Below are 23,021 nucleotides of genomic sequence, written 5' to 3'. Positions count from 1 at the left end.
GTAAGAAAGCCGTCTGTTGACGGCATTTCAATCAAGTTGGCAGATTCTACCCAATTTCGTTAACGGGCGCACCTTATTTAAAGTCTAGAACTTATTGAATAGGTTCACCGAGAACTCGAATGAGGGTGACTTGGCGTTTTGACTCATCTTCTAGTGGGCGTGACACACGTTTTGCGAGCCACATACCACCTGCTGCGAACAATACCGACGCTAGGATGGTAATGCCCTCACCGCCTGCGGTTAAAGGTACTAGCAGGAAGTTGCCAATTACAGCACCGAGAATCAAGCCAAACAAAGGAAGAAGGTAGACCGCCATAGCTGATTTGATAAGGCTTGCTTCGGGGAAACCAATTTCCACGACCTGACCAACTTTGACGGATTTTGGAGTACGCAAATGCCACGACAGCGTTTTGTTACCGATCGCTTTGGTAACCACGCCTGTGCCGCAGCTTTTTTGCGATGAACAACTGCTGCAACTGGTCTGTTGCTCGCAGCTGATATCGACATCATATTGCTGACCGTGACGGTGAACGCCCGTCACGGTAGCCAATGCAGTCATCATTGCACTTCACTCTTTGTTACATTAAAAGTGACCGATTGTGCGATACGCTGAGCCGTTGCCGGCGGAATATCACCAACAACTGAGATTTCATGGTTGCCGCTGACAAAGCTGTGCAATGTACGGCGACCTTGACGAACCAGTTGACCTTTCAACGAGTGCTCGTCTTTGTCAGCTACATACACTGAAAAGCTAAATAGTCCATCAGAGTAAAGTTGGCTTTCTACCATTTGGTCAGTCACTGCCATGCGGTAACGGTTCAGTTCATTTGGATGGAACCCTTCCGGTGTCCAACCCACGGTCCAGTTACTGGTACCGATATCGCCTTTTGGCATTGTCAGAACCGCGGGTAATTGAACCTCTTCCAAACCACTCATCAGTTCACCAATCTTAGGGTTCACTGAGTAAGAAATAGTACGGTACTGCTCAAGCATTTCACCATCACGATCAACGAGATCAGCACGCAGTGGCAGTTTACTCTTCTCATCAATCCACAATACGTAAGAGTAACGTAGCCCATCTTTTGGCACGATGCGTAGCACTTGTGTTGGAACACCCGCTTCACGGGCACGACCTACTTTTACGTAGTCGTAGTACAAGTTTAGCTCGTCGATGTTAGCGTTCAGCATCGGCATGATTGGAGCAACCATTTTACCCGATTCGATGGTAAACGGTTCTGCGCCAGTTTCGATATAGCTTACTTCTGTGCCGCGACGGATCACTTCACGTACAGGACCACTCAAATACACAAGATGTGCGTACTGGTCTTTGTCGTGAGTCGCGTGACGATACAGCAAAGGTTCAATGCTGTTCTTTTTGATAAGGATATAAGAGAGTTCGTAGCTTAAATTCTTGCTCGCCTCGCTCATTTGATGCAATAAAGCCTCCGCTGGCTTATCACCAGCAAAGGCTTGCGAAGACATCAGACTGAACAGAGCGCAAGCGCTGATCAGAAATTTTTTCATTCAATATCCGGTGTCAGATGTGCATCTTGTTGAGACGCATCACTGTTAATTCTTAGCTGCAGTTCGTAGTCACGAAGCATAGCATGAACGCGTTTGCGTTGCTCTTGCATATTTGCTTCACCAACGGAACGCTCTACGGATTCACGCGTCAAGCTTACTGGTTCAGCGCTGCCCGCAAATGGCACAGTCTGAAGCACAGGAAGTTGGTCAGCTTGCGGCGACATTGGGTCGCTACCGCCGTACTGTTGAACGCCTAATATCACAACAAGTGACACACACGCAGCAACGGCAACTTGACCAAACTGAGTCAACCATGCAGGCAACTGGCGTTTCGCTTTTTGTGGCTCTGGTTGCGACTCTTTTGGCGCGTCGTTAATTGAAATTACGTTAGCACTGCGCGAATCGATAGCACGATGCACAGGCTCGTCTTCTAACGCTAACGCTACGCTTTCAGCAATATTCCACTCAGGCTTTGCTGGCGCTTCGCCTCGCATCACATCACCAATCAGGTGATAGTTCTGCCAAGCATCACGGCTCTCTTGGTCTTGCTCTAATTCTTGAATTAAAGCCTTATCGACCAATTCTCCATCCATGAGAGCTGAAAGTTTTTCTTTGTCAGCCATTATTTTCACCATAGTTATCACTTGTACTAGCGCTGCAAAAGAGGTTTGATTTTCTTTTCCACCGCCTCACGAGCACGGAAGATACGCGATCGTACCGTTCCCACCGGGCAATCCATTACTTCAGCAATTTCCTCGTAGCTCAAGCCATCAAGCTCGCGCAGAGTCATTGCGGTTTTTAAATCTTCAGGTAAGGCTTCGATTGCACTGAACACTACCCGTTGCAATTCTTTGGACAACGTTAAGTTCTCAGGGTTCGAAATTTCTTTAAGTGCATTACCTGTTTCGTAAAATTCAGCTTCTTCAGCATCAACGTCTGTTGCAGGTGGTCTACGACCTTGAGCAACGATGTGATTTTTCGCAGTATTCACTGCAATGCGATACAGCCACGTGTAAAACGCACTCTCCCCACGAAAACTAGGGATAGCTCGGTAAGCCTTGATAAACGCTTCTTGTGCTACATCTGGAACATCGCCAGGATTACTTACGTATCTGGAGATAAGGTTACATACCTTGTTCTGGTACTTTGTTACCAGCAGGTTGAATGCTTGCTTATCGCCATTCTGAACTCGCTCAATCAATACTTGATCGGTCAGCTGCTCGTTCATTCGAGCGGATACTCCTATTTGTTATGCCCCTACTCTTCTCAGATATGGGTACTAATTATGCAAAACGTAGTATTGACACCACTGCTTACTTGAGCACTATTGTGACCCTGACGTGAATGAGAAAGTTCCATGGTTTCTCAAATTTTTTGTCATTGTTTTTTCACAGTGTGATGTCACTAGCCAAATCCCGCTCCTCGTCCGACTTAAGTCTCGTTTTGACAAGCGAGCATACTGGTGGGGAAATGGGTATAATGGATGATCTCTGTCCCAGATTGTGCTGGGTAGAGCATAGAAAAGCAATGGCATTGACAAACTATTACTTTTCATTTGCATGGCTAATGGCTATCAGAACATCGCGTTACAAACAAAACTCAGGAAGCATCTGCATGCCCAAGGCATGGCAAAATAAGAGTGGCTGAAGTCACCAAGGTAACGCCGATTTCGATACGTCTCCCAACTTAGCCCTTAGCGACGGATGTCGCGTTAATGGAATGCACATGGTGTGCAAAATATACACAAGGTAGCCTTGTTACCTTAGCTTGGGATTGTAAAAGTAATATGAACACAAATCGTGAACATGAATGTGATGTGTTAGTGGTAGGGAGTGGCGCCGCGGGCTTGTCGTTGGCTTTGCGTGTCGCAAACCACTGTAAGGTAATGGTTCTAAGTAAAGGACCGCGCAGCGAAGGCGCAACGTATTACGCGCAAGGTGGTATCGCTGCCGTATTTGATGAGTCGGACACCATTGAGTCTCACGTTGAAGATACGCAAATTGCCGGGGATGGAATCTGTGATGAAGAGACCGTTAAGTTCATCGCAGAAAACTCAAAAGAGTGTGTACAGTGGTTGATTGATGGTGGTGTACCATTCGATCGTGAAGATGATGATTCTGACGAGGAGCCACGTTATCACTTAACTCGCGAAGGCGGTCACAGCCGTCGACGTATTTTGCACGCTGCTGATGCCACTGGCATGGCAATGCAAACCTCTCTACAAGACAATGCACACAGCCACCCAAACATTCATGTTCTTGAGCGCCATAATGCTCTGGATTTGATCACCGAAGATAAAATCGGCGGCGACAAAAACAAGATCATTGGCGCTTATATTTGGAACCGCAACGAAGAACAAGTTGAAACTGTTCGCGCTAAATTTGTTGTTCTCGCAACGGGCGGCGCTTCCAAAGTTTACCAATACACTTCTAACCCAGACGTGTCATCTGGTGATGGTATCGCAATCGCGTGGCGTGCAGGTTGTCGTGTTGCGAACCTAGAGTTCAACCAATTCCACCCAACCTGTCTTTACCACCCAGAAGCACGTAACTTCTTGTTGACTGAAGCATTGCGTGGTGAGGGGGCGTATTTACGTCGTCCAGACGGTTCACGTTTTATGCCGGATTTCGACGAGCGTAAAGAGCTTGCTCCACGTGATGTCGTGGCTCGCGCGATCGACTTCGAAATGAAGCGCTTAGGTGCTGATTGCATGTATCTCGATATCAGCCATAAGCCTGCGGATTTCATTACTAAGCATTTCCCAACTATCTACTCTCGTTTGATGGATTTGGGTATCGACATGACTAAAGAGCCGATCCCAATTGTACCTGCGGCGCACTACACATGCGGCGGCGTCATGGTCGATCAAAATGGTCATACCGACCTGAAGAACCTCTATGCGATTGGTGAAGTGAGCTATACAGGCTTGCACGGCGCGAACCGTATGGCATCGAACTCACTACTTGAGTGTGTGGTTTACGCATGGTCGGCAGCCAAAGACATTCTTAAACATCACAGCGAAGTAGAACTAGCATCGCAGGTTCCATGTTGGGATGAAAGCCAAGTGACCAACAGTGATGAAGAAGTGATCATCCAACATAACTGGCATGAGCTGCGCCTATTTATGTGGGATTACATGGGTATCGTTCGTACCGATAAACGTCTTGAACGCGCACTGCGTCGTATTCAGATGCTGCAACAAGAGACGCATGAGTACTACAGTCACTTCCGCGTATCAAACAACTTGCTAGAGCTACGTAACCTGCTGCAAGTCGCAGAGCTAATGGTGCGTTGCGCGATGCAGCGTAAAGAGAGTCGTGGTCTGCACTACACCTTGGATTATCCAAATCAGCTAGAAAATAGTGGTCCAACAATTCTTACGCCAAACAAATAGCACTGACACTAAAAAGTAAGAGTCAGATATAAGATCAAATGGGAGCTTCGGCTCCCATTTTCCATTGTCGTAATATCAAACACAGTTGACGATATGCCACGTCTTCACAACTGTCTCGCCAAATCGTGACTTTTTCACCCGACGTTAATTCAAACGTGACTTTGAACATCGCCGCCGACACATCAACGCTCGATAATGTAGAGGTTTGCTTGTCATTACGTACCGTGCCATCACGATGTAAATACCAGCCACCACGAGCAGAAGGCACGACAAAACCGCCCTGCATTTGGCAGCGAAGAATCAGTAATAACAGATAAGTTGATAAGACGAGTGGGATAGCAGAGCAGATAAGCGCCCAAACGCAACCTAGGAGAAGAAGTTGGTTGGCAATTTGGGCGTACAGAGAAGTGTTAACCTTGAGATTAACGAACCTTGCTGAGGTTGTGCGCGACAATTTTATCAACCATCGATGCATGACCTAGGTTTTCGCTGCGACCGTGTCCCATCACCCAAGTAAACAGATCTGGGTCATCACATTCTAATAATGAGACAAAATCACGCTGCTCTTGTTCATTCAGTGCTTCAAAGCACTCTTCAAAAAACGGCATAATCACCACGTCAAGCTCAAGCATGCCACGACGACAAGCCCATTTAATACGCGCCTTTTCTTCCGCAGTGTACATTCAGTATTCCTTCATAGATGTCTTGTTCTTAGTGCGGAGTGTAACAAGGGATGTGCAACGTCACTAGTGTGCGGGTCACAATATGTAGCCAAGTCGCTGCAAATCCTGAACGCATTTAATAAACAAACGTTCAGCAAAGCCAAACACCTTAAAATTGCGTGGTTATATTGAGTGCTGACAAATGCCAATTCTGCAATTAACATAGCTGAAAAATATCTTCAAAAGGCATTGTAATCATGGAATGGCAAACTCGCTTTTCACCGCTGAACCTATCGACACAAGACGCACTACCTGAGCTGTCTATCTCGCTATTGGATAATCTGGGCATGATCACCATGGTCGGGGACGACAAAAAGTCATACCTACACGGTCAAGTTACCTGCGATGTGGTTTCTCTTGAGAAAGACCAATCAATGTTGGGTGCCCATTGTGATGCAAAAGGTAAAGTATGGAGCATCTTCCGCCTATTCCACCATAACGATGGCTATGCAATGGTTCAGCCGAAATCAGCGATTGAAGTAGAACTGAAAGAAATCAAAAAGTACGCGGTGTTCTCGAAAGTGACCATCGAAGAATCAAACGACATCGTGCTGGGTGTTGCTGGTGAGAATGCAGATGCGTTCATCTCAACATTAAATGCTGATTCTGGCGACGTGCGTACTGTGGCTGGTGGCACTGCAGTCAAAGTGGCTACAAACCGCTGGTTGCTTGCGCTTACAGCAGAAGCAGCACAATCGTTATTAGAAGACAGCAAAGCAACGCTGACTACTCACGAGCTTTGGACTCGTTTCGATATTGAAGCAGCACTACCATACGTGGCAGCTGATGCGCAAAACGAGCACATTCCACAAGCACTAAACGTACAAGCGCTGGGGGGCATCAGCTTTACGAAAGGCTGCTACACAGGTCAAGAAACCGTAGCGCGCGCGAAATACCGCGGCACCAACAAACGTGCAATGTACATTGTTAAAGGTGCAACTGCTGAAGCCTTAGGTGAAGGTGCGATTGAACTGGAGCGTAGCGTTGGTGAAAACTGGCGTTCAGTAGGCGCATTGCTCACGCATTACCAATTCAGCGACAACCAAGCGATAGGACTCATTGTATTGCCAAACAACCTAGACGATGACACTCGTCTGCGCTTGGTTGCTCAACCAGAGTGTGAATGGGAAATCGCAGCACTGCCGTACAGCCTTGAAGATGAGTAATACCATTCGTACTCCTTTGATGCAGTTTTTGGCGGACCAGAACATCGAGTTCCGTCTTCTTCCTCATCAAAGACCAGCAACAACTATTGAGGATGCCGCGCAACAACGCGGCATTCGCCCTTCTCAAATGGTCAAAGCGATTCTTTTGCGCGATATGGGGAATCAATATGCGCTTGCTTGTGCACCAGGTGATCGTAGTGTTGATCCAAAGAAGGTGCGCGCATTACTGCAGTGCCGTCGTATGACGTGTGTTGATCAAGCAGACGTAGAAGCGATTACCGGATACAAGATTGGAACTGTCACACCACTACTCTTAAAACGCTACATGCCGATCGTATTTGACCCAAGTTTACTTGAAGAAAAAGAAATCACCATAAGCAGTGGAGATCGCATGGCAGGCTTAGCGCTATCCATCGATGATCTAATCCAATTGTGCCAACCAACCGTGGCTGATATCTGCCGCTAACATGTAATCAAGCGCAGGATTCTCACTCCTGCGTGATCTCACTCATATCTCTCCGATTACACTCAAGAATTTTTAATCATTTTTAAAACATAAATAGTCACAAATGAAAAACTCGTATATGCTGAATTCGTTGGTTAAGTTTTCAACAACGACTCAGCCAACGTAAAGTGAATCTGCTGACTTGTATGACAGCGTTCATTAAGTCAGTCGTCCACTTTTGTGTAATGCATCTGTGACTATTCGCCCGCCGAAGCGGGCTTTTTTTTGCGTGGAACTTTTTTCCTTTTCCTTCCTCTAACTCAATGAAAGCAATGCATTTGAGGTTTCAACCTCGTCAAAACGAACAAAATGCAACCCATTGAGTAAAAACATTTAGCAAACAATCATTTTCCTTCTATTCTTATTTCTGTAACAAAACTGTTGCTTAATGCACCACGTAAGAACAGGAGAGCTCAAGGACTGGTTCCTTCGACAATGATTTTTTGAGGTAATCCTCACGCTATTTGAGATATGACTCTGTCAATTTGTCTAAGACAGCACAAATCTCTAAAGCCAAGTACCTCAACTGCACTTAATACTATTGCTGTCACAATAATTTTTACGCGAAAAACGTAGAATAACTGGGCTAGGTAAGAGATAAGGAAGAGTAAATATGAGACTGTTTAAGCGCTATACACCAGGTATGATTGCTAAACACATAAGTCGTCTTTTTAAAGGAAGAATCTATATTTACGGAGTCGGTAAGTTCGAGTTTGATAACGGAAAATTGATGTTGCCAGAGAAAGCTGAGAAGCGTCACTTTCAGGCAGTAAAAGAGATTAACCAAGAGATTATGAAGCTCAGATGCGCATACGCTTAGCTTAAACATCGATGTAAAAAGAAAGGCTGGATTAACCAGCCTTTTTTGTATCTTTTGTTTGCGAAGCGAAGAACGTGTTTATTGACGCGCTAGTTCCGGCAGGTTGCCTTTCAAACCTAATGCACGCTTCATGATTTCATCTTTCGCACCCGGCAGTTGTCCTGCTAGGCTCAAACCAATACCACGAACCAATTTCTTGGCAGGATTCTCACCAGAGAACAGATCACGGAAGCCTTGCATTGCCGCTATCATCTTCGCCGCTTCGGCTTTACGCCAACGCTCGTAACCACGTAGATTACGTTTGGTGCCAATGTCTTGCCCTTGCTTCCACAGTGCCAACACTTCTTGCGCTAAGCTTGCTGCATCTAATAAACCAAGATTCACACCCTGCCCTGCCAGCGGATGAATGGTATGGGCAGCATCGCCAACTAACGCCACGCGTTCAACCACAAAGTCACGCGCATAACGCATCTTAAGTGGGAATGCTGCACGTTCGCCAACTACTTCACACAAGCCTAAACGTGCATCGAATTCGCTAGTCAGTGCTTTATTAAACTCTTGCTCGCTCATCGCCAGCAGTTGCTCTGCGCGATTTGGATCGGTAGACCAAACAATCGAACACATGTGAGGATCAGACATTGGAAGGAAAGCTAATGGACCTTGCGGTGTAAAGATCTGACGCGCTACACTGTTGTGTGGGTCAGCGGTTTTCACGTTCGCAACAAGCGCGCTATGACCGTAATCCCAATGCGTTAGTGGGATATCCATTTGGTTACGCAGCCAAGAATTTGCACCATCAGCGCCAACCACTAACTTCGCTGTCATAGCTTGACCATTATCGAGCGTTAGCCAGCTTTCTTGCTCACCCACCGCAAGCGTTGCACAACGAGCAGGCATAAACAGCGTCACGTTATCGAGCTTTTGAACTTGCTCTAGCAGCGCCAATTGAATTACGCGGTTTTCAACGATATGACCAAGATCCGGTTGAGCCATGCTCTGCGCATCAAATGCGATATTCGCGAAGCTGTCTTGCTCCCACACTTCCATCGCATGGTATGGTGAAGCACGACGCTGCTCGATACCTTGCCAAGCACCAAGCTTGCGAAGGATGGTTTCACTTGAACGGCTCAACGCCGACACACGTACATCTGGCAGTTCATTTAGGGTGTCGTTTGGCACTGCACCTTCGATAACGGCTACTCGCAGGTCACTGTCCTTAAAAGCGGTAGCTAATGCTAAACCCACCATTCCACCACCGATGATGGCGATATCTACACTTTGCATCATTGCTTTTGTTACCTAATTCGTTGCCGTTTATCGTTTCACTAGACCAAGTGTATGGCGTAGCAGCGGCTGCTTAAAAGTAGAAAGGTTATCCATCGTTGCGAGAGCAAGGTTACGCCCAATTCGCATCGCCGGTAAATCATTTGAGAAAATATGCACGAGAGAGCTAGTTAACCAAATCGTTTCGCTGCGATCATCTTCACGGCGCTGGCTAAATCGCATCAAACCTTGGTAGCGACCGGCATCTTCAGCTTGCTTAACCACCTCTTCCGCTAATGATGCCACATCACGAATACCAAGGTTGAAGCCTTGCCCAGCAATTGGGTGAAGCGTTTGTGCAGCATTGCCGACAATAGCAAAGCGGTGTGAAATGTTCTGCTTACGATGACGCAGAAGAAGCGGATAGCTCGCGCGTTGTCCGACTTTCTGCATCGCACCTAGTCGCCAACCAAAATCGTTCTGCAAGCGCTCAAGAAACTCTGCGTCAGACAAGTTCACGACGCTTTGCGCTTCTTCAGGACGCAGACACCATACTAACGACATACGGTTATCACTCATCGGCAACAGTGCGACTGGACCATTCTCTGTAAAGCGTTCAAAAGCGCGACCTTGATGAGGCTCTTGCGTCACAATATTCGCGATCACTGCCACTTGGTCGAAATCATGCTCAGACAGCTCTAAACCGATTTGCTGGCAACATTGCGACACAGCGCCATCAGCAGCCACTAGCAACTTAGCTTCCAGCTTCTCACCGCTGCTCAACTCAATGTGTGCTTTGTCTTGCTCACGCTCGATGTTCGCAACCGAATCAGGGCAAAACAGAGTGATTGCTTTGCTCTTATCCAAGAGCTCTTGGTAGACACGACCTACATCGGCAAGTTCCACTACGTAGCCAAGGGCTTCAACGCCAACTTCGTGCTTGGTAATCTCAGTCATGCCCGCATGAGAGCGGTCAGAAACATGAATATGTTCAATTGGAGTTGCACAAGGCTCGATAGCAGACCACAACTGCAAGTGACGCAGAATGTTAACGGTACCGTAGGACAAAGCAATCGAGCGCGAATCAAAGCCCGGATGTTGATCCGATTGAGCTTTAAAAGGCTCAACAACCGCAATTTGCAGCGCGCCTTTAGATAAACGGTCGATTGCCAACGCAAGTGTGGCACCTGCCATGGCTCCACCAGCAATTACAACGTCATATTGCCTCATGCTAACCTCTAGAAGCTATTCGATAATGGGAAACAAGTGATTAATGAATCGTTGGTTTGTTTTCGTTGCTTTCAGGACGAGCACCAAACTCTGCATGAATAGTTAATACGCAGGCTTTAACGTGTTCGATTACTTGCTCTAACAATAGTGCTTGCTCGCCTAGATCATCATCTTCATCAATGCCCAGTTTGGCAATTTCTTCTAGATCCGCTAAGGCTTCTTTTGCATCGTCTGACGCTTTATCAATCGCAATACCCGCTAAACCCATTCCTGAGATAAAGTGGTTCACAAAATCAGACACACCATCTGCTAGTGCGAACAAACCTTCTTCACCCGCTTCATCAGGAAGCAGCAAAGACAACTCCATAGAAGTGCCAGTTAGCTCGTTAACGGTTACTTGGAACACGCTTTGTGCCAGTGCTAATGCGCTTGATGGCCAGCCCATACCTTCGTTGGTGTAATCAAACAGAATTGGTTGCCAGGTTTGGTCGTTAATCGCCAATCCACCACTGAGCATGCCAACAAGTAGACCATGCAACTCTGCTGGTGTCACAGCAAGGCTTGCAGATTTCAATTCGGCAGCAATAGATTGGTATTCAGGAAGGGTGATTTCACTCATAATCTTGGCTCATTCTTGCGTAATAATGTATCGACATATCCTACCATCAAGCCTAGTCGGCTGAAACGGCTATCAAATTCAATTTTGGACACCATTTGAGCAATTTGCCCAATTCCTGTGTGATCACTTCACCATTTTTCTTTCTGTGAAGGGAAATGCTTGAATCTTAATAGCGGTTTTCCTATAGTTTCCTCCTCGGTAGTTGTATAACGCAACGCCTTAGATAGCGCGAATATAGAGTTTATTCATCATGAGCAATCAAGCGATCGACGTTGAAATCCTTGGCAAAATGACACGAGTGAATTGTCCTGCGGGGCAAGAAGAGTCACTAATTACAGCGGCTAAAGATCTTGATCGTCGATTGAAAGAGATGAGCGAGCGTACTAAGGTAACCAATGAAATTCAGCTACTGACCTTTGCTGCATTGAACATTTGCTATGAATTGCATACCAAATCATACGAATCTAACGGTCAGCAACAAGAAATTACTGAGCGAATGGAAAAGCTCACCGCGTCTTTAGAAAGCGCGCTTAGTAAAGTGAAGCAAGGATAGCAGTAGATACCAAATTTACCCTGGGGTGTGCGTCAGTTGGATTTAAGTCCCTGAGCCGATAAGCAATACCAAAGGGTTAGTACTTGATAGCTATTGAGCAAGCTTGGCATGCACCGAGAAGCCTACGGTTATCATTGCTGATCCGCCTTGAACCAGCTGGTTCAAGGGCCACAATCCTCAACGGCACCCTGGGGTATCCTCTCTATGTCTGACCTATCTCGACAAGAATTCCGCAAACTTATCCGCGAAAAACGCAACGCACTTTGCAGCGATACTCAGTTTCAAGCTGGACGTGATCTCGTTCACCAGTTTTCGCAGTTACCAGAAATAAAAAGCGCACAGCACATTGCTATCTATTTGTCTGCCGATGGCGAGTTAGACACCAAACCTCTGATTGAATCACTATGGCAGCAAGGTAAGTCGATTTACCTGCCCGTCATTCATCCTTTCTCTAAAGGTCAATTGCTCTTCTTGCAGTACATCAATGATGAACAGTTGATATACAACAAATACGGAATCTTAGAACCTGCGCTTGATATCCGTTTCCTCAAACCAGTTCGTGAGCTTGATGTCATTTGCACGCCACTAGTCGGATTTGACAGTGTTGGGCATCGCCTAGGAATGGGCGGAGGCTACTACGACCGGACGCTTTCACGTTGGTTTAGTACTGGAGAAGGCGCAAAACCTATCGGCATCGCCCATGATTGTCAGCATGTCGAGCATCTTCCCGTCGAAAGTTGGGATATTCCATTACCTAAGATCGTGACTCCAAGCCAAATCTGGCAATGGGAAAAGTAACGCTTAACCGCTATAATCACGCCGCAAACGTTAACGAACATCTATTCAGGAGATTGGCATGACTCAAGATGAAATGAAGAAAGCGGCTGGTTGGGCAGCACTTAAATATGTTGAGAAAGGCAGCATTGTCGGTGTTGGTACTGGCTCTACCGTGAATCACTTCATCGATGCCCTAGGCAGTATCAAAGATGATATCAAAGGCGCAGTGTCTAGCTCTGTTGCTTCTACTGAGCGTCTAAAAGAGCTTGGTATCGAGGTTTACGAGTGTAACGACGTAGCAATGCTAGATATCTACGTTGATGGTGCAGATGAAATCAACGCAGCGCGTGAAATGATCAAAGGTGGCGGTGCTGCACTGACTCGTGAAAAGATCGTTGCGGCTATTTCAGAAAAATTCGTATGTATCGTTGACGGCACAAAAGCCGTTGACGTACTTGGCCAGTTCCCACTTCCTGTAGAAGTTATCCCAATGGCACGCTCTTACGTGGCTCGTGAATTGGTAAAACTAGGTGGTGACCCTGCATACCGTGAAGGTGTAACAACGGACAACGGCAACGTGATCCTAGACGTACACAACATGCAAATCACTAACCCGAAAGAACTTGAAGACAAGATCAACGCCATTGCAGGCGTAGTAACTGTGGGTCTATTCGCTCACCGCGGTGCAGACGTGGTTATCACTGGCACACCAGAAGGTGCGAAAATAGAAGAATAAATCATTAGATGATTTAAATTTTCTGTTATTTCATTACAGACGGCGCCCTAGGGCGCCGTTTTTTCTTCCTTTTTCTAAGAAAAGCATGCCTTATTCCGTAATTTTCTTACCCAAAGCAAAAATTTTTTGTTACTTTATTGAACAGAAGACGCACAAGGAAACGTTTGTCTTCCGACAAAACTGTTAATTATCCCCTTTTTAATAGTTTTGCTTTATGTGCGCCACATTAGCCCACCTTTCCATTTTAAGGACGAGAAAAATGGCCAAAGTTTCACTGGAAAAAGAAAAGATTAAGATCCTCTTGCTAGAGGGACTCCACCCTTCTTCAGTTGAAGTTCTTCAAGCAGCTGGCTACAGCAACATTGAATATCACAAAGGTTCCCTTCCGGAAGAAGAACTGATTGAAGCAGTAAAAGACGTGCACTTCATCGGTATCCGTTCTCGAACGAACTTATCGGAAGAAGTGATCAATGCAGCGAACAAGCTAGTTGCAATTGGCTGTTTTTGTATTGGTACCAACCAAGTTGATTTAGGCGCGGCAGCAAGCCGTGGTATTCCTGTTTTTAATGCACCATTCTCAAACACGCGCAGTGTTGCTGAACTAGTATTAGGTCAGATCCTACTCCTTCTTCGTGGTATTCCGGAAAAGAACGCGCTAGCGCACCGTGGTATTTGGAAGAAGAGTGCAGACAGTTCTTACGAAGCACGTGGTAAGCGTCTGGGCATCATCGGTTACGGTCACATCGGTACTCAGTTGGGTATCATTGCAGAAAACTTGGGGATGCGCGTTTACTACTACGACATTGAAAACAAATTGTCGCTAGGTAACGCTACGCAAGTGTTCACTATGAGTGAGCTTTTGAACAAGTGTGACGTGATTTCTCTACATGTACCAGAAACACCAGAAACCAAGAACATGATGGGCGAAGAAGAGTTTGCTCGCATGAAGCCGGGCGCTATCTTTATCAACGCCGCGCGCGGTACCGTGGTAGACATCCCTGCTCTATGTCATAGCTTAGAATCTGGCCATATCTCAGGAGCAGCGATTGACGTGTTCCCTGTAGAGCCGAAAACTAACGCCGATGCGTTTGAGTCTCCATTGCAGAAGTTCGACAACGTAATCTTAACTCCGCACGTCGGTGGTTCAACGCAAGAAGCGCAAGAAAACATTGGTGTTGAAGTTGCTGGTAAACTAGCGAAATACTCTGACAACGGTTCAACCTTATCAAGTGTGAACTTCCCAGAGGTATCATTGCCTGAGCATCGTGAATGTTCACGTCTATTGCACATCCACAAAAACCGCCCTGGTATCCTGACGCAAATCAACACCATCTTTGCTGAAGACGGCATCAACATCGCAGGTCAGTACCTACAAACTGCCGCTGAGATCGGTTACGTAGTTATCGACGTTGAGACTTCTCGCGCAGAAGAAGCACTAGTGAAACTAAAAGGCATCGAAGGCACAATCCGTGCTCGTATCCTTCACTAATCTATTTGAACAAACACAAAAGGCAGGGATTCCCTGCCTTTTTTCGTTTTATTCGTCCGTATTTACTTAAGCATTATTTCAGCCTGTAAACCACATCCACTTGGTCACGAATCACGAGTGTAGAGTCTTGGTAGCTGTTTGTACTTTCTCTTGCATCCATTGCCATTGAACGCATCAATACCGGGCGAGCATGCATTTGGTTATAGTTGATCTGCCAAACGTCTCCTAACTTCTTATCAAATCCAGTCGCTAATGAGGCAGCTTTACTCTGCGCGTCTTTAATCGCTGCCATGCGTGCCTTTTGCTGATATTCAGACTGGTTGCTCACTTTTAACTGAATATTGTCGACTTGGTTGATGCCGGCTTTCAGCGCCATGTCCAAGTACTCATTCAAGTTCGCAAGATCATTGACCGTCACGTCAATGCTACGTGATGCACGGTAACCCACAAGTTCCGCCTTGCCCGATTTTGGGTAGTGATATTGTGGAGCCAAGTATAAGTTTGAGCTAGTAATGTTATCTTTTGATAAACCTGCATCTGCAAGGCTCTTAAGAAACGCATCAACTGTATTGTCGACCGATTGCTTCGCTTGCTCTGCTGTCATTGTCGTATCAACTACCTTCACAGAAAAAGTAGCCATATCTGGTGTTGCAACTACCTCACCGTAACCAGTGGTTGATACATGGGCAAAACTTGGTACATCGCTCGCAAACACAGAAATACTGGTAAGGCTTAATGCAGACGCCAATAAACATGAAGACAGTTTCATTCGACAAATCCATCCGTTTTGAAAGATTAAGGTCACTCCAGTGCCAGATTTCATCTCAAGAGATTCGGTGAACACTGTAGCAACTGAGTTGGTATCCTAGCTTCAACGAGGAGAGACACCAATGAACTGGAGTGTATATAGACTCATCATAGAAACTTCTGTCAATTATCCAAGCGCCCTACGCGACTTCTAACACAACTTTGACTGTGTTACTTCGCAGTGATTTCAACTTAAAACGCGAGCCAACTGGGAACTTATTGCGGTAAATGTTGTTGAGCGTAACCAATAATCGCTTGTGAGATTTCTTGAAGAACGCCCGTTTCTAACTGCCAGTGGTGCCAGTAAATTCGATACGACATCAAAAAACCCGGCGTAATATCAATCAACTTACCATTTTCTAATTCATCGGTGATCTGTAATCGAGGAATCAAACAATAAGCCACACCTGCTAACGCCATCTTGAGGAAAGCTTCTGAGCTACTAATGTTGTGATGAATGACACTGTCAGGTCTTACGTTGAAATGTTCAGTCAAAAACTTCTTATGCAGATCATCATATTGGTCGTAAGACACCGCCGGCGCTTTCGCGAGTGTTTGATTGTTAACCCCTTCAGAGAAATAGCGTTGATAAAATTCTGGGTTGGCGACACAGACATAATCGATGCGACCGAGATAGTCTGCACGACAGCCCGGGATGGCTTGAGATTCCAAACTGATAGCCCCTGCAACCTCACCACTTCTTAGCTTTTCAATTGAGCGCGATTCACCGTAGATGGTTAACTTAAGCTCCACTTGGCGATGCTTCATTACATCCTGCAGCGCAGGTAACAACCATGTTGCGAGGCTATCTGCATTCGTCGCCAAGGAGAGTTGTACAGGGCGAGTGGTAGTGTCGTTCTTCAGTTCAGGGAGGATTTCATGCTCAAGAAGTCTAACGCGGCGATATAGTCCAAGTAACTTCTTACCAATCGGTGTCGGCTTTGGTGGTTGCTCACGGATAAGTACAGGTTGAGCAAGATACTTTTCGAGCTGTTTAATTCGCTGGGAAATGGCTGATTGTGAAACAAATAAGTGTTCTGCTGCTCGGTCAAAACTGCCTTGATGCACGACGGCATCTAAAGCTTCTATCCATTTATAATCCAATCCTCGCACGTGCTTTTCCTCCCTAACAAACGCCAAACACACAAGATAAGTAACACTAATAATATATTAAAATCATTAATTATACTTATTTCAATAAAAGCTTTATCTTCCATTTCTCTGTTGTTCTATTGCTAATTTTTGAGGTGTGTTGTGAGCTTTTGGGTGTTATTACAAGGATTCGGTTTAGGTGCGACGATGATCATTCCAATCGGTGCGCAGAATGCGTACGTCCTTAACCAAGGTATTAAGCGTCAACATCACCTGACGACTGCGACTATCTGTAGCATCCTAGATATGATCTTCATTTCGCTCGGTATTTTCGGTGGCGGTGCGATCCTGTCGCAAAATGAAATCCTACTGACATCGGTGACATTAGGTGGTATCGCTTTCTTGAGCGTTTACGGTTTGCTGTCACTAAAGAGCGCATTCAAACCATCTGATGCATCGGAGTCAAAAAGTGAAGTGGTCGCACGCGGTCGTCGCACTGTAATTCTTGGCGCACTTGCCGTCACCGTTTTGAACCCACACCTATACTTGGATACTGTGGTGATCTTGGGATCCATCGGTGGTCAGTTCGAAGGCAACGATCGCATCGCATTTGCAATGGGAACCATCATGGCATCATTTGCGTGGTTCTACACGCTGTCATTAGGTGCGGCGAAATTAGGCCCGACGCTCTCAAAACCAAAAGTGAAAAAAGGCATCGATATTGCGGTTGCCGTTATGATGTTTACTATCGCTTTTGCTCTCGCAAATGAACTAATCACCAAATACTGGTAAAGAAAAATAGGAAAGAAATACGACATGGAGTCACTGCAGAAAATCTACCAACTCAATCGAGAGCGGTTTAGTGCGCTCTCCATCCCCTTTCGAGAATGGCAGCATGAAGCCATTCTCGACTTTGAAACCGATATCAAAGTTGCCGCTGAACTCGGCTGGACAGGCACTCACACTAAGAGCCTTTTTCTCAAACTGAAAGGGTTAGGTTACGCCATATACTTGACCGACAAAGACTCGCGTTTAGACTCTAAACAAATCAAAACCATTACCGGCAAACGACCTTCAATTTGTAGTGATGATGAAATGATCGAACAACTAGGCTGCGTACCCGGTGCGGTTTGTCCGATAGGGTTACCAGAGCATGTCACTATCATTGTGGATACTGCACTTTATCAACATGAAGAATTGCTCTATACCCCGGGTTTACCCGAATCGACTTTCGGTTTTGCAGGCAAAGAACTCAAGCGACTACTCCTAGCCGGCAGTAATACTTTATTAGAAATATAAAAGCTCTAGAGATAAAAAAAGCGAGGCAAACACCTCGCTTTTTATGTTCTCAATCGAAGTGATTAAGCTTCTACTTTGTTCAAGTGAACATCCATTTGTGGGAATGGAATTTCGATGCCTGCTTCGTCTAACGCTTCTTTGATTGCTTGAGTAGAATCGAAGTAAACGTCCCAGTAATCCGCTGTTTTACACCATGGGCGAACCACAAAGTTTACTGAAGAGTCAGCTAGAGCCAGCACACCAATTTGGATTGCTGGATCTTTAAGGATACGCTCATCTTTTTCTAGCACATCACGGATAACTTGCTTAGTTTGTTTAAGGTCAGCGCTGTAAGAAACACCGATAACTAGGTCTACACGACGCGTAGCGTGGCGAGAGTAGTTAGTGATTGCACCACCGATAACTGATGAGTTCGGTACAACAACCATTTTGTTGTCAGGTGTTTTTAGTACAGTTTGGAAGATTTGAATTGCTTCAACACTACCCGCTACACCGCCAATTTCTACGTAGTCACCAGACTTGAATGGACGGAATGCAACAATCAGTACGCCCGCAGCGAAGTTAGATAGTGAACCTTGTAGAGCAAGACCAACAGCAAGACCTGCCGCACCGATTACCGCAACTACAGATGCAGTTTGAACACCGACACGACCTAGTGCCGCGATAAGTACGATAACGAATAGAAGGTAACGAACTAAACCATTGACGAATTCAACAACAGCTTTGTCCATCTTTTTCTTTTCAAGCACTTTTGAAACGCTGTTTGCTACCGCTTTAACGATAATGTTACCGATAAATAGGATCAGCAATGCAGAAATGATGTTCACACCGTATTGAATAAGAAGATCTGAGTTGTTATTTAGCCATGTTTCAGCTTTGCTCAAACCATCTGTTAAAGAGGTATCGATACCCATCGATTCACCTGCCATAATTCGTATCCTCAAAATAAAGATATTAAATCTAATTGCCGTTAATTTATGAACCTTGTTTTTTATAGGTTCTTATTCACAACAACATCCCTATTGTTTTCCTGAACAGTGTCAGATTTTTGGCACAATATCTCAAAACTGAAATTTTGCAAAGTCAGAGTTTAGCAAAGACCTACAAAACAAAGCTTTATCAGAATTTTCTGATACCGGCATGTTACAGAGTACGCAATGGATTTACATTCCGCCACACTTTTTACTTGGTTTTCTGCCACTTGATGCGGAAATGCGCTGAGTTTCGAAATTTGTACCAACATGAAGGGATATGAAGTTAGGCGATCATATAGCAGTTGACTAAGTTATCAATTGCACGCAGAGGAAGAATAGGATTTGTCTCATTGTTTAGACATAAAAAAACCCGCTCTAAGAGCGGGTTTTTAGAAACTCAGTTGAGACGAATTATAGTACGTCTACTGCGTTTAGGTCAGCAAATGCTTTCTCTAGGCGAGCTACCATTGAAGCTTGACCAGCACGTAGCCATACGCGTGGATCGTAGTACTTCTTGTTTGGAGCGTCTTCGCCAGTTGGGTTACCGATTTGACCTTGTAGGTAATCGTGGTTGTCAGCTTCGTACTGACGGATACCATCCCAAGTTGCCCACTGTGTATCAGTATCGATGTTCATTTTGATAACACCGTAGCCGATAGACTCTTGGATTTCTGCTTCAGTAGAACCAGAACCACCGTGGAATACGAAGTTTAGAGCGTTTGGTGCGATACCGAACTTCTCTGCACAGTATGCTTGAGAGTCACGTAGGATAGTTGGAGTTAGAACAACGTTACCTGGCTTGTAAACGCCGTGTACGTTACCGAAAGAAGCTGCGATAGTGAAGCGGTGTGAAACAGCGCTTAGTTTCTCGTATGCGTAAGCAACGTCTTCTGGAGAAGTGTATAGCTCAGATGCGTCCATGTGAGAGTTATCAACGCCATCTTCTTCACCACCAGTACAACCAAGTTCGATCTCGATTGTCATGTTCATCTTAGCCATGCGCTCTAGGTACTTAGCACATGTTTCGATGTTTTCTTCTAGAGACTCTTCAGAAAGGTCTAGCATGTGAGAAGAGAATAGAGGTTTACCAGTTTGAGCGAAGAACTCTTCACCAGCGTCTAGTAGACCGTCGATCCATGGAAGAAGTTTCTTAGCAGCGTGGTCAGTGTGTAGGATTACTGGCACACCGTAAGCTTCAGCTACAGTGTGAACGTATTTAGCACCAGCTACAGCACCAAGGATTTGAGCACCTTGACCTTCAAGTTTCACGCCTTTACCAGCGAAGAAACCAGCACCGCCGTTAGAGAACTGAACAACAACTGGAGCTTTAACTTTTGCAGCTGCTTCTAGTACTGCGTTTACAGAATCAGTACCAACAACGTTTACTGCAGGAAGAGCAAATTTGTTTTCTTTTGCTACTTCAAATACTTTCTGAACGTCATCGCCAGAGATAACACCTGGTTTTACGAAGTCGAAGATCTTAGACATGGATGTAATCCTATTTATCTGTCGTTTTTTAAACAAAACTTGTTAAATTGAAAAATCTTGCAAACGTTTGCTCACAACTGAGGCTATTCTAGCAGAGTTCCACTCTCGTTGCAGCAAACAAGAAAGCGGGAGATGACTCCCCCGCTTTGCGATTATTACTTAGCGCGTGCTTCTAGCATTTCAACTGCTGGAAGTACTTTACCTTCTACAAACTCAAGGAAAGCGCCGCCGCCAGTAGAGATGTAAGATACGTCAGCTTTGATACCGAACTTGTCGATAGCTGCTAGCGTGTCACCACCACCTGCAACAGAGAAACCTTCAGAAGCTGCGATAGCTTCAGAGATACCTTTAGTACCTGCTTCGAAGTTCTTGAATTCGAATACGCCTACTGGACCGTTCCAAAGGATAGTCTTAGCGTTCTTAAGGATTTCTGCTAGTTCAGCAGTTGAATCTGGACCAAGGTCGAAGATCATGTCGTCGTCTTGTACTTCAGAAACGTGCTTGATTTCAGCTTCTGCGTTCTCATCGAATGCTTTCGCACATGCAACGTCAGTTGCTACTGGAATTGCACACTCGTCCATTAGCTTCTTCGCTGTTTCAACTAGGTCTGCTTCGTATAGCGACTTACCAACGTTGTGACCAGCAGCTGCGATGAATGTGTTAGCAATACCACCGCCAACAACTAGTTGGTCAGCGATTTTAGATAGAGACTCAAGAACAGTTAGCTTAGTAGAAACTTTTGAACCACCTACGATAGCAACCATTGGACGAGCAGGCTTGTCCATTGCTTTACCTAGTGCTTCTAGTTCGTTTGCTAGTAGAGGACCAGCACATGCTACGTCTGCGTGCATACCAACACCGTGAGTAGATGCTTGTGCACGGTGAGCTGTACCGAATGCGTCCATTACGAAGATGTCACATAGAGAAGCGTACTGCTTAGATAGTTCTTCTTCGTTTTTCTTCTCGCCTTTGTTAAAGCGAACGTTTTCAAGAACGACTAGTTCACCAGCGTTTAGTTCTAGACCGTTTAGGTAGTCTTTCGCTAGTTTAACTTCGCAGTCTAGTGCGTCGTTTAGGTAGTTAACTACTGGTTGTAGAGAGAACTCTTCAGCGTATTCACCTTCAGTTGGGCGACCTAGGTGAGAAGTAACCATAACTTTAGCACCAGCTTCTAGACAGTGCTTGATAGTTGGAAGAGATGCGATGATACGTGCATCTGAAGTTACTTTACCGTCTTTTACTGGCACGTTTAGGTCAGCACGGATAAATACACGTTTACCTGCAAGATCCAGGTCAGTCATCTTGATTACAGACATGATGTGTCCTCTCAAATATTAAATAATTAAAGTTTTTAAAAACTCGGCAATCCTGCCAAGCCCGTTAATTCTTCAAACTGGTTATTGATATGGAGATACGTCAGATTTATTTCAAGGCTTAAAATAAAAATTTTCTCCATCGCTTATTCACTCTTATTGCTCCACCTGTGAAGAAGCTTGCATTGCTAAAGCGGTATCCAGCATCCGGTTAGCAAAGCCCCATTCGTTATCGCACCAAACGAGCATTTTTACGAGTTGCCCGTTACTCACTCTTGTCTGAGTTCCATCCACAATTGCACTATGGGGATCGTGATTAAAGTCGATGGAAACGAGTGGCGATTCAGTATAGTCAACAATGTCACGTAATGTACACTGAGATGCGTTAACAATGGTTTGATTTACGTCATTAACTTTCACATTTGTACTAATTGTGACACTTAAATCCATCGCAGTGACGTTAACTGTTGGAACTCGAACCGAAATTGCTTCAAATTTGTTAGAAAATTTCGGGAAGATTCTTTCAATTCCTTTATGCAACTTAGTGTCCACCGGAATAATCGATTGGCTGGCAGCACGAGTGCGACGTAAATCATTGTGATAAGCGTCGATAACCTGCTGATCGTTCATTGAAGAGTGAATCGTTGTGATAGTACCCGACTCTATGCCGAACGCCTCATCCAAAACTTTGATGATAGGGACAATACAGTTGGTGGTGCATGAGCCGTTCGACACCACGCGGTGTTCGTCTTTGAGAGTTTCGTGGTTCACACCATAGATAATGGTGTTATCGAGATCGCTTGCGCCAGGGTGTGAGAACAAAACTTTATGAGCCCCCGCTTCAATATGGGCTTGTCCGTCAGCTTGTGAGCCGAAGACGCCAGTACAATCCAGTACGATATCGACTTCTAAGTCACGCCATGGCAAAAGTTCGATTTCAGCAAGGTGGAGGATTCTAATTGGATCGTATTCGCCACTGTCGTGGTGAACGTAGAGGTGTTCTTGGTCATGCGAGATTTTCTTTCCGAAACGACCATGACTAGTATCATACTGAAGAAGATGTGCCATCGCTTCTGGTTGAGCCAGTTCATTAACTGCAACAACCTTGATCTGCTGGTGCTTACCGCTCTCGTATACTGCTCGCAGTACATTACGACCGATACGTCCAAATCCATTGATCGCAACTTTTAGCATTTATCCTTCGCCTCACCAAAAATTCGTGTCACAGATAGTACCTGATACGAAGACTG

25 protein-coding genes and 1 other RNA gene are annotated in these 23,021 nt (G+C 45.4%); 11 read left to right on the top strand and 15 right to left on the bottom strand.

Annotated elements, in window-relative coordinates; translation table 11 throughout:
- Positions 1 to 91 precede the first annotated feature (91 nt).
- Genes QMY49_RS00845 through rpoE form a run of 4 tightly spaced genes read right to left on the bottom strand, consistent with a single transcriptional unit; the run spans position 92 to position 2,752 of the window.
- Positions 92 to 562, bottom strand: coding sequence for a SoxR reducing system RseC family protein (locus QMY49_RS00845; protein ID WP_005449788.1), 471 nt, complete (start codon positions 560 to 562; stop codon positions 92 to 94).
- Positions 559 to 1,524 carry a sigma-E factor regulatory protein RseB gene (gene rseB / locus QMY49_RS00840; RefSeq protein ID WP_005449786.1) on the bottom strand — a complete coding sequence of 322 codons (966 nt, stop codon included), beginning with the start codon at positions 1,522 to 1,524 and terminating at the stop codon, positions 559 to 561. The genes QMY49_RS00845 and rseB overlap by 4 nt, the downstream gene beginning before the upstream one ends.
- A complete protein-coding gene (locus tag QMY49_RS00835) occupies positions 1,521 to 2,147 on the bottom strand; it encodes a sigma-E factor negative regulatory protein (RefSeq protein WP_005449785.1) in 627 nt (208 codons plus the stop codon). The genes rseB and QMY49_RS00835 overlap by 4 nt, the downstream gene beginning before the upstream one ends.
- A 26-nt stretch (positions 2,148 to 2,173) precedes the next feature.
- Entirely contained in the window at positions 2,174 to 2,752 is a 579-nt protein-coding gene (gene rpoE, locus QMY49_RS00830; protein ID WP_005449784.1) for an RNA polymerase sigma factor RpoE, read from the bottom strand.
- A 558-nt stretch (positions 2,753 to 3,310) separates the two neighbouring features.
- Here rpoE and nadB point away from each other — a divergent pair.
- Positions 3,311 to 4,918: an L-aspartate oxidase gene (nadB, locus tag QMY49_RS00825; protein ID WP_050903941.1), complete on the top strand. Its 1,608-nt coding sequence runs from the start codon at positions 3,311 to 3,313 to the stop codon at positions 4,916 to 4,918.
- 34 nt (positions 4,919 to 4,952) lie between these two features.
- Here the strand turns inward: nadB and QMY49_RS00820 are convergent, their stop codons facing one another.
- Both QMY49_RS00820 and QMY49_RS00815 read right to left on the bottom strand, forming a co-directional pair.
- On the bottom strand, positions 4,953 to 5,393 hold the full coding sequence (locus QMY49_RS00820) for a protein YgfX (protein ID WP_307718074.1): 441 nt from the start codon (positions 5,391 to 5,393) through the stop codon (positions 4,953 to 4,955).
- A complete protein-coding gene (locus QMY49_RS00815) occupies positions 5,341 to 5,601 on the bottom strand; it encodes an FAD assembly factor SdhE (RefSeq protein ID WP_009698777.1) in 261 nt (86 codons plus the stop codon). The genes QMY49_RS00820 and QMY49_RS00815 overlap by 53 nt, the downstream gene beginning before the upstream one ends.
- A 236-nt stretch (positions 5,602 to 5,837) precedes the next feature.
- Between QMY49_RS00815 and ygfZ the strand changes: the two genes are divergently transcribed.
- From ygfZ to QMY49_RS00800, 3 genes are all read left to right on the top strand, one after another.
- A complete protein-coding gene (gene ygfZ / locus QMY49_RS00810) occupies positions 5,838 to 6,806 on the top strand; it encodes a tRNA-modifying protein YgfZ (protein ID WP_050903942.1) in 969 nt (322 codons plus the stop codon).
- Positions 6,799 to 7,272, top strand: a complete 474-nt coding sequence (locus QMY49_RS00805; protein ID WP_009698779.1) for an aminoacyl-tRNA deacylase — start codon at positions 6,799 to 6,801, stop codon at positions 7,270 to 7,272. The genes ygfZ and QMY49_RS00805 overlap by 8 nt, the downstream gene beginning before the upstream one ends.
- Positions 7,273 to 7,924: 652 nt before the next feature.
- Positions 7,925 to 8,131, top strand: a complete 207-nt coding sequence (locus tag QMY49_RS00800) for a DUF1107 domain-containing protein (RefSeq protein WP_005449772.1) — start codon at positions 7,925 to 7,927, stop codon at positions 8,129 to 8,131.
- A 78-nt stretch (positions 8,132 to 8,209) separates the two neighbouring features.
- On the opposite strand, the gene QMY49_RS00795 is transcribed toward QMY49_RS00800, so the two are convergent.
- Genes QMY49_RS00795 through QMY49_RS00785 form a run of 3 tightly spaced genes read right to left on the bottom strand, consistent with a single transcriptional unit; the run spans position 8,210 to position 11,243 of the window.
- Positions 8,210 to 9,418 carry an FAD-dependent 2-octaprenylphenol hydroxylase gene (locus tag QMY49_RS00795; protein WP_283312440.1) on the bottom strand — a complete coding sequence of 403 codons (1,209 nt, stop codon included), beginning with the start codon at positions 9,416 to 9,418 and terminating at the stop codon, positions 8,210 to 8,212.
- Between the two features lie 27 nt (positions 9,419 to 9,445).
- Entirely contained in the window at positions 9,446 to 10,624 is a 1,179-nt protein-coding gene (ubiH, locus tag QMY49_RS00790) for a 2-octaprenyl-6-methoxyphenyl hydroxylase (protein ID WP_005449769.1), read from the bottom strand.
- Positions 10,625 to 10,664: 40 nt separating this feature from the next.
- Complete coding sequence (locus QMY49_RS00785; protein ID WP_009699857.1) at positions 10,665 to 11,243, bottom strand: YecA/YgfB family protein; 579 nt, start codon at positions 11,241 to 11,243, stop codon at positions 10,665 to 10,667.
- Between the two features lie 250 nt (positions 11,244 to 11,493).
- Here QMY49_RS00785 and QMY49_RS00780 point away from each other — a divergent pair, with 250 nt between their 5' ends.
- The 5 genes from QMY49_RS00780 (at position 11,494) to serA (ending at position 14,798) form a co-directional block, all read left to right on the top strand.
- On the top strand, positions 11,494 to 11,796 hold the full coding sequence (locus QMY49_RS00780) for a cell division protein ZapA (RefSeq protein WP_005449766.1): 303 nt from the start codon (positions 11,494 to 11,496) through the stop codon (positions 11,794 to 11,796).
- A 14-nt stretch (positions 11,797 to 11,810) separates the two neighbouring features.
- Positions 11,811 to 11,995: non-coding RNA, 6S RNA (gene ssrS, locus QMY49_RS00775), on the top strand.
- A gap of 5 nt (positions 11,996 to 12,000) precedes the next feature.
- Entirely contained in the window at positions 12,001 to 12,594 is a 594-nt protein-coding gene (locus QMY49_RS00770) for a 5-formyltetrahydrofolate cyclo-ligase (RefSeq protein WP_017189105.1), read from the top strand.
- A gap of 58 nt (positions 12,595 to 12,652) precedes the next feature.
- Complete coding sequence (gene rpiA, locus QMY49_RS00765; protein WP_038898667.1) at positions 12,653 to 13,309, top strand: ribose-5-phosphate isomerase RpiA; 657 nt, start codon at positions 12,653 to 12,655, stop codon at positions 13,307 to 13,309.
- Between the two features lie 259 nt (positions 13,310 to 13,568).
- A complete protein-coding gene (gene serA, locus QMY49_RS00760) occupies positions 13,569 to 14,798 on the top strand; it encodes a phosphoglycerate dehydrogenase (RefSeq protein ID WP_005449764.1) in 1,230 nt (409 codons plus the stop codon).
- A gap of 73 nt (positions 14,799 to 14,871) precedes the next feature.
- Here serA and QMY49_RS00755 read toward each other — a convergent pair whose 3' ends face one another.
- Together QMY49_RS00755 and QMY49_RS00750 are read right to left on the bottom strand one after the other, a co-directional pair.
- Positions 14,872 to 15,567, bottom strand: a complete 696-nt coding sequence (locus tag QMY49_RS00755) for an oxidative stress defense protein (RefSeq protein ID WP_009698785.1) — start codon at positions 15,565 to 15,567, stop codon at positions 14,872 to 14,874.
- A 254-nt stretch (positions 15,568 to 15,821) separates the two neighbouring features.
- Positions 15,822 to 16,718: a LysR family transcriptional regulator ArgP gene (locus QMY49_RS00750; RefSeq protein WP_005449760.1), complete on the bottom strand. Its 897-nt coding sequence runs from the start codon at positions 16,716 to 16,718 to the stop codon at positions 15,822 to 15,824.
- A gap of 141 nt (positions 16,719 to 16,859) precedes the next feature.
- On the opposite strand from QMY49_RS00750, the gene QMY49_RS00745 reads away from it, so the two are divergent.
- A complete protein-coding gene (locus QMY49_RS00745; RefSeq protein WP_005449759.1) occupies positions 16,860 to 17,489 on the top strand; it encodes a LysE/ArgO family amino acid transporter in 630 nt (209 codons plus the stop codon).
- A 24-nt stretch (positions 17,490 to 17,513) separates the two neighbouring features.
- Complete coding sequence (locus QMY49_RS00740; RefSeq protein WP_009698786.1) at positions 17,514 to 17,996, top strand: YbaK/EbsC family protein; 483 nt, start codon at positions 17,514 to 17,516, stop codon at positions 17,994 to 17,996.
- A gap of 62 nt (positions 17,997 to 18,058) precedes the next feature.
- Here the strand turns inward: QMY49_RS00740 and mscS are convergent, their stop codons facing one another.
- From mscS to epd, 4 genes are all read right to left on the bottom strand, one after another.
- Positions 18,059 to 18,925 (bottom strand): small-conductance mechanosensitive channel MscS, encoded by an 867-nt coding sequence (gene mscS, locus QMY49_RS00735; protein WP_005436480.1) that lies wholly within the window; start codon positions 18,923 to 18,925, stop codon positions 18,059 to 18,061.
- A gap of 456 nt (positions 18,926 to 19,381) precedes the next feature.
- The gene (gene fbaA / locus QMY49_RS00730; RefSeq protein ID WP_005449757.1) at positions 19,382 to 20,458 is read right to left on the bottom strand and encodes a class II fructose-bisphosphate aldolase; all 1,077 of its coding nucleotides are present in this window, start codon (positions 20,456 to 20,458) and stop codon (positions 19,382 to 19,384) included.
- 155 nt (positions 20,459 to 20,613) lie between these two features.
- Positions 20,614 to 21,774 carry a phosphoglycerate kinase gene (locus QMY49_RS00725; protein WP_005436484.1) on the bottom strand — a complete coding sequence of 387 codons (1,161 nt, stop codon included), beginning with the start codon at positions 21,772 to 21,774 and terminating at the stop codon, positions 20,614 to 20,616.
- Between the two features lie 153 nt (positions 21,775 to 21,927).
- Positions 21,928 to 22,965, bottom strand: coding sequence for an erythrose-4-phosphate dehydrogenase (gene epd, locus QMY49_RS00720; protein ID WP_009698787.1), 1,038 nt, complete (start codon positions 22,963 to 22,965; stop codon positions 21,928 to 21,930).
- Positions 22,966 to 23,021: the final 56 nt, after the last annotated feature.

Source organism: Vibrio harveyi, assembly GCF_030060435.1.
In the GTDB taxonomy this organism is placed as follows: domain Bacteria; phylum Pseudomonadota; class Gammaproteobacteria; order Enterobacterales; family Vibrionaceae; genus Vibrio; species Vibrio harveyi.
This window is presented reverse-complemented; position numbering and strand designations above follow the sequence as displayed.